Origin of the sequence: Dyadobacter beijingensis DSM 21582 (assembly GCF_000382205.1) — a bacterium.
Taxonomy (GTDB): Bacteria; Bacteroidota; Bacteroidia; order Cytophagales; family Spirosomataceae; genus Dyadobacter; species Dyadobacter beijingensis.
In genome coordinates this window covers 1090077-1102542 of sequence record NZ_KB907787.1, presented here as the reverse complement: position 1 = coordinate 1102542, position 12466 = coordinate 1090077, and the positions used below count along the sequence as shown (strand labels likewise).

8 protein-coding genes are annotated in these 12466 nt (G+C 53.0%); 3 read left to right on the top strand and 5 right to left on the bottom strand.

What is annotated here, in order from left to right:
- Window positions 1-668: 668 nt before the first annotated feature.
- The 3 genes from H144_RS0111775 (at window position 669) to H144_RS0111765 (ending at window position 3944) form a co-directional block, all read left to right on the top strand.
- Window positions 669-1991: a hypothetical protein gene (locus tag H144_RS0111775; protein WP_033402597.1), complete on the top strand. Its 1323-nt coding sequence runs from the start codon at window positions 669-671 to the stop codon at window positions 1989-1991.
- A 174-nt stretch (window positions 1992-2165) separates the two neighbouring features.
- A complete protein-coding gene (locus H144_RS0111770) occupies window positions 2166-2972 on the top strand; it encodes a carbohydrate-binding family 9-like protein (protein ID WP_229207887.1) in 807 nt (268 codons plus the stop codon).
- Window positions 2973-3014: 42 nt separating this feature from the next.
- The gene (locus H144_RS0111765) at window positions 3015-3944 is read left to right on the top strand and encodes a serine hydrolase (protein WP_019942265.1); all 930 of its coding nucleotides are present in this window, start codon (window positions 3015-3017) and stop codon (window positions 3942-3944) included.
- A 38-nt stretch (window positions 3945-3982) separates the two neighbouring features.
- On the opposite strand, the gene H144_RS0111760 is transcribed toward H144_RS0111765, so the two are convergent.
- The 5 genes from H144_RS0111760 to H144_RS0111740 form a co-directional block, all read right to left on the bottom strand.
- Entirely contained in the window at window positions 3983-5191 is a 1209-nt protein-coding gene (locus H144_RS0111760; RefSeq protein ID WP_019942264.1) for a hypothetical protein, read from the bottom strand.
- Between the two features lie 111 nt (window positions 5192-5302).
- On the bottom strand, window positions 5303-5590 hold the full coding sequence (locus H144_RS0111755) for a hypothetical protein (protein WP_019942263.1): 288 nt from the start codon (window positions 5588-5590) through the stop codon (window positions 5303-5305).
- Window positions 5591-5640: 50 nt separating this feature from the next.
- Window positions 5641-8091 carry an ABC transporter permease gene (locus tag H144_RS0111750; protein WP_019942262.1) on the bottom strand — a complete coding sequence of 817 codons (2451 nt, stop codon included), beginning with the start codon at window positions 8089-8091 and terminating at the stop codon, window positions 5641-5643.
- A gap of 35 nt (window positions 8092-8126) precedes the next feature.
- The gene (locus H144_RS0111745; RefSeq protein WP_019942261.1) at window positions 8127-10526 is read right to left on the bottom strand and encodes an ABC transporter permease; all 2400 of its coding nucleotides are present in this window, start codon (window positions 10524-10526) and stop codon (window positions 8127-8129) included.
- A gap of 192 nt (window positions 10527-10718) precedes the next feature.
- A complete protein-coding gene (locus H144_RS0111740) occupies window positions 10719-12218 on the bottom strand; it encodes a capsule assembly Wzi family protein (protein WP_229207886.1) in 1500 nt (499 codons plus the stop codon).
- Window positions 12219-12466 lie beyond the last annotated feature (248 nt).

Below are 12466 nucleotides of genomic sequence, written 5' to 3'. Positions count from 1 at the left end.
CAAAGTGGTTGCACGCAACTTTAAAACTAGTAATAGTATTTTTTCAATATACTACACAGCACCCGGAGCCCCCCGGAAAAGCATCCGGTTACATCCGCCGATTGTATAAAATTGTTAAAATCGGTGTAAATCAGGATTTTCACGTATACACCCCAGCGGCATTATCGTTCACCCCAAAATGAATACATAGTCATGATGATGACGGATCGGGAAGTAAAAATTCTACATCTAAAAACAGCCAACGGTGCAATTTTCAGGACAAAATGCCGTTTTGGGCTATTTAGTGGCGTTTGTCGAACTTATGGGAATCTGTGGCGAACAATGAATTTTCACTGAAGAATTTCGACAAAATTTTTTTTCGAAAAATTCGCGGGTTCTACAAGGTTTATATCGACTACGAATAAAATGCAATCATTTTATTACTGTATTACAGCATTTTAGCTACATACCATTCGGATATATAGCGGACATACTCCAAAGAAACTTGGTTTTACTTTATATTAAACAGTATAAAATATGGAAAAACCAGCTATCAGAAGGCGATTTTGAGTGAGCAACGGTGCCAAAACCAAATATGGGACGAGTTATTTTTACAAAGGCAATCAAACGGAAAATTGGATTTTAAGCTAACTTCGATTGCAATTATTCCCCATTTCGAGCCCGAAATTATGGTAAAAAGATACTTAATAGCGCTATCCATCGGCCTGACGGCACTTTCGTGCGGCTCCCACGACAAGCCTGCAACCACTCCCAAACTCGACAGCATTGCCCGTGAATACATTAGCCTCGGCCTGTCGATCGGTCGGTACGACGGCGATTTCGTGGATGCCTACTATGGGCCAGACTCGCTGCGTCCTGCCGAAACCGATCGTTCGCAGCTCCCGAAGGAAGCATTCCTGCAAAAGATCGCCGACCTGAAAGCAGCCCTGGCGGCCACCGCCGCAAACGAGCCCAACGACACCCTCGCCCACCGCGCTGAATGGCTTGCGGCCCAGCTTACCGCATTTGAAAGACGCATCCAGGTGTTTTCCCGCACATTCGTACCATTCGACGTGGAATCGAAAGAGCTCTTCGACGCCGTGGCCCCGGTATATGACGAAAAGCATTTCCAGGAACTCATCGCCCGCCTCGACCAGCTGCTGCCCGGCAAAGGCCCTATCCCGGCCAGGTACCAGGCATTGGCCAGCCGCTTCCTGATCCCTCCGGCGAAAATCGACACGGTGTTCCGTACGGCCATCGCGGAGGCGCGCAAACGCACGCTTGCGCACTACGCGCTCCCGCAAGGCGAAGATTTCAAGCTGGAATATGTGCATGACAAGCCGTGGTCGGGGTACAACTGGTACAAAGGCAACTACAAAAGCATTATCCAGATCAACGTAAGCCAGCCGATTTACATCGAGCGCGCCATCGACCTGGCCTGCCACGAGGGCTACCCCGGCCACCATGTATATAATGCATTGCTGGAAAAGAACCTGTTCCGCGACAAAGGCTGGGCGGAGATTTCGCTCTACCCGCTGTTCAGTCCGCAGTCGCTCATTGCCGAGGGGAGCGCCAACTTCGGCATTTCGATCGCTTTCCCGGGCCGGGAGCAGGAAGATTTCTGCAAAAAAGTGCTCATTCCGCTCGCCGGGCTGGACACTACCGGCAGCAGCACCTATTTCGAAGCGATCGCCATCCGCTCGGCGCTGAACTACGCCCGCAACGAAGTAGCCCGCGGCCTGCTCGACAAGGGCATGACCGACCAGGAAGCCAAACGCTGGCTGACCGACTATTGCCTGCTGCCCGAAAAAGGCGCGACGGATTACCTGCGGTTTATCCGGAAATACCGGAGTTACGTGATCAACTATAATTACGGGCAGGACATCGTGCGGAAATACATCGAATCGCAGGGCGGCACCGCGGCCGATCCCGACAAAAGGTGGAAGCTTTTCGAATCATTGCTCAGCAGCGAAAACAAGGCTGGCGACCTGCTCGAAGCATCGAAGAAATAGTGGTAAAGTTCGTTAAGGAGAAGCTGGTTTACGGGGCCAAAATGCCCGTTTGGCTTCAAAAAATAGGCAAAATGCCGTATCTTGACCCTTTTACACTACTCCCCTTGACCAATCTTGAAAAATTTTAATTTAGTCAGTAAAAAGAACAGATTTAACCTCCTGCGATCCGCATTCATGTTCTCCGCACTGGGCGGAGCCACCATTTCGCACACCCTGGCACAAACCCCTGCCGAGTCGAAAAGCTATACTTGCTACCGTGCCGATAAAGCCATTTCGATAGACGGGCGCATGAATGAACAGGCATGGAAAAAAGCCGCCTGGACCTCCTCATTTGTTGACATTGAAGGTGACAAAAAGCCTTTGCCCTTGCAGGATACGCGCGTGAAAATGCTCTGGGACGATGAGTACCTATATATAGCGGCACAGATCGAGGAGGAACATATTTGGGCATACCAGGACAAAAAGGACCAGATCGTATATCTGGAAAACGATTTCGAGGTATTTATCGACCCGGATGGCGATACCGACAACTATTACGAGCTGGAAATCAATGCGATCAACAATACCTTCGATCTTTTTTTACCTAAACCTTACCGCAAAGGCGGCCGCGCACAGCTGAAATGGGACATTAAGGGCCTGAAATCCGCGGTAAGCATCGACGGAACGGTCAACAATGCCCAAGACAAGGACAAGCGCTGGGTGCTGGAAATCGCCATTCCGTTTGAATCGCTATCTACCGAAAACGTCAAACCGCTGTTCCCGAAAGGCGGAGCCGAATGGCGGATCAACTTCTCGCGCGTGAACTGGCAGCACGAGGTGGGCGCAGACGGCCGTTACAGCCGCAAGCGCGACGGCGAAACCGGCAAAATCTTACCCGAATACAACTGGGTATGGTCGCCGCAAGGCATTATCAATATGCATTATCCCGAATATTGGGGCAAACTGCTTTTCAGTGAAGAGAAAGCCGGGAAAGCAAAATAGCTCAATGCCCATCACACAACCGCATTTTAACCTAAACGCACGATGATCAGGTACGCCTTTACCTTACTATTTGTAGCCTTCGCACTACGACTGCACGCGCAACCGAATGCGATCGGCAGCACGACCACCGATAAGAAACTGACCGCCAAACTGGAAACCGCGCTCGCGGGCTTCCACGGGCAGGTAGGCGTTTACGTACGCAACCTGAAAACCAACCGCACGGCGGCCGTCCATGCCGACAGCCTCTACCCGACCGCCAGCATGGTCAAGGTACCGATCATGTGCGGGATCTTCGATAAGATTGACCAAGGCGAAGTAAAGTTCGACCAGGAACTTGTTTACCGCGATTCATTGAAATACGACAACGGCATCGTTGGCTCGTTCCGCGACAGTACGAAGATCGCCCTGCCGAAAGTGGTACATCTGATGATCTCCCAGAGCGACAACACGGGCAGCTTGTGGTTACAGGCGATGGCCGGCGGCGGCGCGACCATCAACCAATGGCTGGAAAAGAATGGATTTGCCAATACACGCGTCAACTCGCGCACGCCGGGGCGGAAGGAATTCCAGGCGCGTTATGGCTGGGGCGTCACCAGCCCGCGCGAAATGGCGGAACTCGTGGCGATGATCCGCAGCGGCAAGGCCATCAGCCCGGCCGCCAGCGACCGGATGTACCGTTATCTGGGGATGCAGTTCTGGGATGGGGAGGCCATTTCGCAGCTGCCTTCGAATGTGAAGATCGCCGCCAAAAGCGGGGCCGTGAACCAGGCTAAATCCGAAGTATTGGTGGTACACGCGCCGCACGGCGACTATGTGTTTTGCATTGCTACCAAAAACCAGGAAGACCAGCGTTGGCAGAAAGAAAACGAAGGCTATGCATTGATCCGAAAAGTATCGGCCATTATCTGGGACCATTTCGAACCGAAAAGCAAATGGAAGCCGGTTGACGGCTCCGAAAAATTCTGGTTCTGAAAAACCCCGGCAAGCCGAACGCTTGCCGGGGTTTTGCTTTAATGCCCCTCGCTGGATTCAAATCCGAGGATGCTGAGCCGGTAAGGCGTCGCGGAAACTTTTACCTTGCTGATTTTGGACAAATTAGCCGCATTCACCACGAGCAGTTCGCCTGTTTTAGGCTGCGTAATATAAATGTACCGCGCCGTCGCTTCAAGCTGTGGCTTCTGGGTTTCGTCTTTGGCGGTGGCACCTGTTACCGAGCCGCTGATTTTAAGGGAATTGGTTTTCAAATCGTATACCCGCAGCTCGCCGCTGTGCAGCAGTACGGCCAGGTTATTGCCGGCGTAATCCACTTTGGCCTGCATAATATCCGTGCTGGCCAGCACCGGCGTCACCGCTTTGGATGCCACATCGATGAGGTACACGCCTTTCGCAGCCGTATAACCCAGGAATTTACCGGCACCTTTGGCTTCCAGAATGCTCCCGAACCACGCGTCGCCGAAATCGGCCGGGTGTGGGATGAGCTGCTGAGTACCCGTGGGCTCCACCGCCAGAATACCGCTCGACGAGCCGAACAACGAAATGCTGCCGTTGGTCGCGTTACCGTGAATGCCCTTGGTTTGAATGGTGGAGGCAAAAAGGGTTTTACCCGTCGCGTCGATGATCTTCACGCGCTCCGGCAGTGTGCCGGCCACCGAGCCGTCTTTGACGGTAATGGCATAGGTGCCGTTGTCGAACTTGGTCATGGCGCCGTGGTGCGCAACGTTACCCGCATTGATGTGCGTCATTTTCTTGCCTGCCGTGTGAAAATCGGCTTCCCTGGCAATGCTCAGCGTTCCGTCGCCGTCGTTAAACGTGATGATTTCGTCGCCCTTGCTTTTGAAGTGCGTAGGCTTGTTACCGTCGCCCGTCAATGCGCCGAATTTCGGGGTGCCTTTCACATCCACATGGTCGCCGTGGCCCTCGAAGCCCGTATCGAACAGCTGCACAAAGTTGTTGGCGCCGTTCAAAATGGCCCCGAACCGGCCGCCCTGCGTGCCGTACAACGCCGATTTGGCATATTGCGCCTCGAATTTTTCTACCGACAGCTTCACCGGGTCTACCAGCGAGAGTTCCTTCGAAACCTCGTCATTCACGAGCACGCGGATGAATTTGTACTCGGTTTCTTCTACCGGCGTCACTTCTTTCTCCTTGTCGTCGTCGCAGGCCACGAGCACCGCGCCGAAAGCCACCGAGAACAATACTTTGAATAAATGCTTTTTCATAAAAAAATCTTTACATGCAACAATGATGCAAATGTAGTTTCAGAAAAACCACAAATGCAACAATGTTGCAGATAAAGATTAAAAAAGAATTAAATCGCCGCCCGGCTGTTGTCAGGCAATAGCTTCGCGCAGCAGGTTCCGGCTTTCCTTTTTCACAAATGTGATGGGCACGAATTCGTCGTTCGGTGCGCCGATATAATAAACTGTCCATTCCGGATCGTGGTGCGCCAGCATTTCGCTGATGCAATCGGCGCGGTGTGCGACCGGATTGCTACAATCCTCCCAATAAAACAGCTCGACCCGATAGAATAGGTTTTGCTTGATTCCATTGATCGTAACTTCGACTTTGATCTCCTGCTTACCTTGAAGCGGTGGGATGGGAATGGCAATGTGGCTCATGGGATTATCTTGTTAAAATTCAATGCATACAGAAGGTTTATGGTAACGCACTAGTCTGTTTTGAGGGATTTGACAGGGTTTGTCAGCGCGGCTTTGATGCTCTGGAAACTTACCGTAAGCAATGTCACGGCTACCGTCACGATGCCTGCCAGTCCGAATATCCACCAGGCGATATTGGTTTTGAATGCGAAGTTTTCCAGCCATTTGTCCATCGCATACCAGGCGAGCGGGCTCGCTATCACGAGCGAAATGCCCACCAGCACGACAAAATCGCGGGATAGCAGCTGCACAATGCTGCGCACCGATGCGCCCAGCACTTTGCGGATGCCTATTTCTTTGGTACGCTGCTGGGTGACGATCGACACGAGGCCGTAAAGCCCGAGGCATGAAATAAGCACGGCGAGCCCGGCGAAGTAGGTAATGAGCTTGCTAAGCCGCTGCTCGCCGGCGTAAGCATCGGCAATGCTCTGGTCTAGAAACTGGTAATCGAAGCCTTTTTCAGGAAAATACTTGTCCCACTCCCGGCCAATGAATGCAAGCGTTTTGTCCACACCGGCGGTCGAAAGCTTCATGGACACCTGCGTAAAAAGCGGCTGCTCGATATGGAACACCATACCTTCGATCGGGTTTTGCAGCGATTGGCCGTGGAAATCTTTCAGAATACCGACGATCCTCCCCTGCTTCCCTTCCAGGTTAATGTTTTTGTTCAACGCCTCCGCATTCGATTTCCAGCCCAGCATTTTCACGCCGGTTTCGTTAATGAGAAATCCCGCCGACTTATCCGTCGAATATTGCTCCGACAGTTCCCGGCCGGCCGCGAGTTGCAGCCCGTATGTTTTCACAAAATTAAAATCGATGCCGATGGTGCCGATAAAGAGGTTCGCTTCCTGCGTTTTACCCTCGGGCACCACATTCCTGCGCACGGCGCCCGTGCCCATCCGCTGCGTCGCGAATGTGACTGCCTCTACGCCCGGATGCTGCGCGAGCGCCTCGCGGAAGGTTTTCAAACGCAGGTAAGCGCTGTCGTTCCGGGCGGCGAATACATTGGTAATCTTATCGTTACGAATGTCGGCAGTGATAATGAAGTCTTTATTGAAACCCATCGGTTGCTCCATGAGGAAGCGCAGCTGCCGGAAGGCAACCATCGCGCCGATGATGAGTACAATGGAAGCGATAAACTGAAAACCCAGCAAAACCTGCCGTACCGCCCCGCCTTTGGCTTTTCCACTCACAAAACTGCCTTTCAGCGTAGCAATCGGCTGAAAGCGCGCCACGAAAAACGCGGGATAACTACCTGAAATAAGCCCCGCCACAATGGCCACCAGCGCAAATACGATGAGCAATGCCGGGTTCGCCAGCAGATATTCCCAGGTCAGGTTCTTATTTGTCAGCGCATTGAGTACCGGAAACAGCAAAGTGATGAGCATCACCGCGAAAACCAATGCAATACCGCTCAGCAGAAGCGATTCGCCGAGGAACTGCAACACAATTTGCCCCTTCTCACTCCCCAGCGTTTTGCGGATACCTACTTCACGCGCGCGCTGCAATGAACGCGCGGTCGAGAGGTTGATAAAATTAATGCAGGCGATCAGGAGCGTCATGATACCGATCCCCAGGAAGACATACACGTACGTCATGCTGCCGGTCGGTTCGGGATTGCTTTCCACGTCGGCATTGAGGTGAATATCCGTCAATGGCTGCAAGCGGTATTCGATGTCTTTCGCAATCTGCGGGTCGGCATGGGTGGCCAGGAACTTCGGTAGCCGCGCATTGACCGCCTCCGCCGTCTTGCCCGGCCGCAGGAGCACGTACGTCGCCGAATGCGTGATCACCCAGTTTTGGGGCAGGTTGCTCCGGACGAGTTCACTTTCCGTGGCAAACATCGTCTGGTAGTCCGATAGCAGGTCGATGCGGATATGCGAATTGTCCGGGAATGCTTTCACGACGCCGGTAACCGTCAGCGGATGCTTACCTTCATAAGTTACGGTTTTGCCCAGTGCAGGCGCGTTACCAAAGTATTTACGGGCGATTTCATCGGTGATAACGAGCGAGTAAGCCTGTTTCAATGCGGTTTTCGGGTCGCCTTCGATGAACTGGAAAGAGAAAATATCGATCAGCGACGAGTCCGCGAAGAAGAAATGGTCTTCGTCGAATTTTACCGGACGCGGGCTTTGCGCATTTTTGACTTCAATAGTCGCGTTACTGCGGTACACCCGGGCCGATTTTTCGATATCCGAGAAATAATCGGGCAGTAACGGCGACGCTACCGCGGGTGTGAGGCCAATGTAAATGGAGTAGCCCGCGAATTTGGGCATATAATTCAGCCTGTAAATACGGTCGTGCTTCGCATGGAACGTGTCGTAGCTGGTTTCATGCCGCACGAAAACCATGATCAGGAAACAGCAGGTAAGCCCGATCGTCAGCCCGAGAATATTGATAAACGAAAAAGCTTTGTGCCGAACGAGGTTCCGCTGCGCGATTTTCAGGTAATTGCCTAGCATAGGGTGAATGTTGATTTTCGAAATTCAAATGGTCATTACTCCGCCCGCAGGCTTTTGACCGGATTGGTCAATGCCGCTTTGATACTCTGAAAACTGATCGTGAACAGCGCCACCGCCACGGCCAGCGCGCCCGCCACGAGGAACATCCACCATTCGATATCGATGCGATAGGCGAAGTCGTTCAGCCAGGTTTTCACGGCCCACCAGGCCACCGGCGAGGCGATCAGGATCGCTACGAGCACGAGTTTGAGAAAATCCCGCGAGAGCAATGCCACGATACCCGCCACCGACGCACCCATTACCTTGCGCACGCCGATCTCCTTCACCCGCCGTTCCGCCGAATAGGAAGCCAGCCCGAACAGACCCAGGCAGGAGATGAATATCGCCAGCCCGGCCAGAATGCCGACGATTTCGCTCACCTGGCTATCGGCGCGGTACATTTCGGCGAAGTGCTCGTCCAGGAAGGAATAGGTAAATGGCTGATCCGGTACCAGCTTGTTCCACGTTGCCTGGATGGCCGCAATGGCCTGCTGCGGGTTCCCCCCTTTGATCCGCACCGACATTTCGGAATATGACCAGTCTTTCTGGTTGAATATGCAGAGCGTTTCCACCTTGTGATGCAGCGAGTTGAAGTTAAAATCCTCGGTCACGCCTACGATCGTCGACAGCGAATCCATGCCCGAAAATCCGAAGCGCTTGCCGATCAGTGTTTCCATGGTAAGCGTCGGTTCGTCTTTCAAAAGCTCCTGCGCGAGCGACTTGTTTATAATATAGGTTTTGGCATTCTCACTCGCTTCGTGGGTAAAATTCCGGCCGGCAATCAGTTTGATTTTATACAATGTGAGGTAATCCGGGTCGACGATCACCTGCGAGGAGGTAAGCTCCCTACGCGGCCCCGTGCCCTGGAACGCGACGCCCGTCTGGTGCAGGTTGTTGCCCAGCCGCTGCTGCGACCCCGTGACAGCCCCGATAAACGAGCTCGTGAGCAAATCCTGTTTTAGTGCATCGAACTTCCGGTCGGACTTCGAATCCAGCGGCACAATCACCACCTGCTCCTTATCGAAGCCAGGATCTTTATCGACCATATACCGCAATTGCTTCACGGCGAAACCGGTGGCGATGATGAGAAAAATGGCGCTGGCAAACTGCGCTACCACGAGCACATTGCGAAAGCTGCTTTTGCCGGCACGGATCGTGCCTTTCAATACCTTCACCGGTTCGAATGCGCTCAAAAACACGGCCGGGTAGAGGCCCGAGAAAAGGCCGATCAGCACCGTTCCCAATAATACAACGAGCAACAACCCCGGATTCTGAAAGATCGAAAATTCGAGCTGCCGCTGGCTGAAATTCGCCACCGCAGGCATTACCAGCTTGACGATCCCCACCGCCAGCACCAGCGCAAACAACGACAGCAGCACCGATTCACCGATAAACTGCCCGGCCAGCTGGAACCGCTGCGCCCCGATCGACTTGCGGATACCCACTTCCTTCGCCCGCCCGGTCGACCGCGCCGTGGAAAGGTTCATGAAATTCACGCAAGCGATCACCAGCACGATCACCGCGATCACGAGGAACACATAGGTATACCGTTTATCGAATTTCTGAAAGTTGACATAATCATGGGTAATGTCGACAGACTGCGCGTGCACATCGGCCAGCGGCTGCAAAAACAGCTCGTAGAATTTCCAGCCGCCCCCTTTCATGTGTTTTTTCAGAAAATCGGGAAATTTCTTTTCCAGCTTCGCGACGTCCGTTCCAGGCGCGAGTTCCAGGTAAGTGACGAGCCAGTTGCCGCCCCAGTTATTCATAAAATCGGGTTTGGCAATGGTATTGAAGGAAATCAATGCATCGAACTGCAAATGCGAGTTCGCAGGCACGTCCTCCATAATGCCGGTCACTTTCAGCGTCAGCGTGTCGTTGCCGAAATGGCTGATCGTTTTACCCATCGGATCTGTATTCCCGAAAATATTGCGGGCGCTTTTCCGGGTCAGGACAACGCTGTTGGGTTCTTTTAAAATACGCTTCTTGTCGCCTTCGATGACGGGGTAGTCGAAAAGCTGGAAGAAATTGGAATCGGTGAGATACGTTTGCGCAAGCTCGATACGCTGCTCTCCGTAATGCACCGGTAGCTTTCCGGTGGTATTGACACGGATATACTGGCGGATTTCAGGAAATTCCTGCTCCAACGTCGGCCCCATCGGGAACATCGAAAGCGCCACTTTCTGCGGAGCGACCATGCCTTCGAACTTCTGGACCTCGTCGAGGCGGTAGATGTTTTTGGCATGCATCCCGTCGAAGCTACGCTCGTAAAACACGAACAGCATGATCACAATGCAGGCGGCCATCCCGACTGCCAGGCCCACGATATTGATCGCCGAAAAAACTTTGTTTTTCCAGATATTCCGGAGCGCGACTTTGAGGTAATTTTTGAGCATGACGTTGTTTCGCGAAAGGGTTAAAAACAACAATTGCCAGAAAACGTAATTCCCTGACAATGACTGTTATCAGCCCGCGTCAACAAAGTTATGCCAGGCAAAACAACCGATTAATAATCAATACATTATAGGATAAAAAAGCACAGAAACTGTCCGAATTCGGACAACCTTGTCCACCCGTGGACAAGCACTTTACCAGTCCTTGCGAATACCGATATACCCCCCTGTGCGCGGGCTGAAAATATCGCCCCGATCACTGGCCACGCGGGCGAGAATGCTGGTATTTTTCAGGCCCGGCAGGAGGCCCGGCAGGCGATATTGCGCACCCAGCACACCGGAAAACTGGCCTCGCGGCGGATCGAAGTCGGCGCCGGGTGTCCCGAAGTTGCGGCTGTACGAAAGTCGCAGCGTAAGCGCGAGCGCACGGCCCGCATTCGCCTGCGCACCCGCGTACCATACATGCACGCGGTTGTTGGGAAAATAGCGCGGGTTCACGAGCTTCGACTGGTCCATATCCTTGCCGGGAATGATAAACGGCGTGCCCACGGTACGTCCCTTGTACGACCAGCCCTCTGAATATTGGGTATGGTTAAAATAGTTGTCGGCGCCCTGGTATTTGCTGCCGGGAATGTAAAACTCGGTACCCGACTGATCGCTGGTGGAGAGAAATTCCAGCGTGAGGTGCGTGAGCGTAAGGCCGCTATGCACATTACCTGGTTTCAGTTTAAAGTTAATGCCGTACAATCCGTCCGGAATGTTCTTGAACAGCATACTCGAAACGTCCTCGAAAGGGTGCTGGTGATAGATAAAAAGACGGTAATCGCTGAGTTTCGTCTCAAAAGCGATGTCATAGCTGCCCAGGTGATTGCCTACCCGGTAGCTGTCGAATGCCCCGTACCCGTTTTTCTCGAACCAGTTTTTGGAAGTAAATGCGAGCACCACATTCGGGTAAATGGACCACGACGACGGCAGCTCACCGTTCACGGCCAGTTCAGGATGTTGTTTCAGGTATTCCGAATGCCCGGCCCACATCACATTGTGGTTCAGACCGAGGTAAAGCTTGCTTTTCTTTTTTCCCAGCCGCAGGTAAAGGAATTTCTGGTGTAGCCGCACACCCTGAATGTAATCGGTATTGAACCAGCCGTGTGCAAACCCGGCGTGAACGGCGAGGAAATTGCCCGTGAACTTCAAAGGTGTAAAACCCACCGTTCCGATCTGCACCTTGGGAACCGGCAGCGAATTGCCCGACACCGAATAAAAACCCGAAGATAGCGTGGAATCACCCAGGCCCATTACCTCGCGGCGACGGCCCACATACAGTTCCATACGCTTGAAACGCACGCTCGCATGCGCCTCCGGGAGGAGGAATTCAAATTTGTTTTCCTTGTTATATACCCCTACCGGGCTCACGCCGGCGCTCCAATCGAACCTCCGCGGCTTGCCGGCCAGGCTGTCGTAAAAAACGTAATTCCGTCGGGCGGTGCCTTGCAGAACACCAGCCGTGGCATGATCAGGAACGGCGCCGAACTGGTTGGTACGCAGCCAAAAAGGTGTTTCACCATTCGAAGAAAGATAGCTGCCCGCCTCCACATTCGCTTCCAGATTGGACACGACCATGCTTTTCTGGGCACAAAGCGGTCCGGAAACAAGCATCAGAAGAGCGGCGACACTGAAAGTAAAGGTTTTAAGCAAGGGAATCGGGTTTAATCAGGTTTCCCCCGCAAGATAAAGCCAGTCCGCCGAAAATGTATTACCGCTTGCCTTGTTTAACTGAACATTAATGCGGAGGTGACCGCTGATGGCTGACCGCTGACGACTGACGGCCGACGGCTGACCGCTGACCGTTGATGGCTGACCGCTGATGGTAGACAGCCGACCGCTGATGGCAGACAGCCGACCGCTGACGGCTGACGGCATCCTACGTGCCCGATGATCGGCCG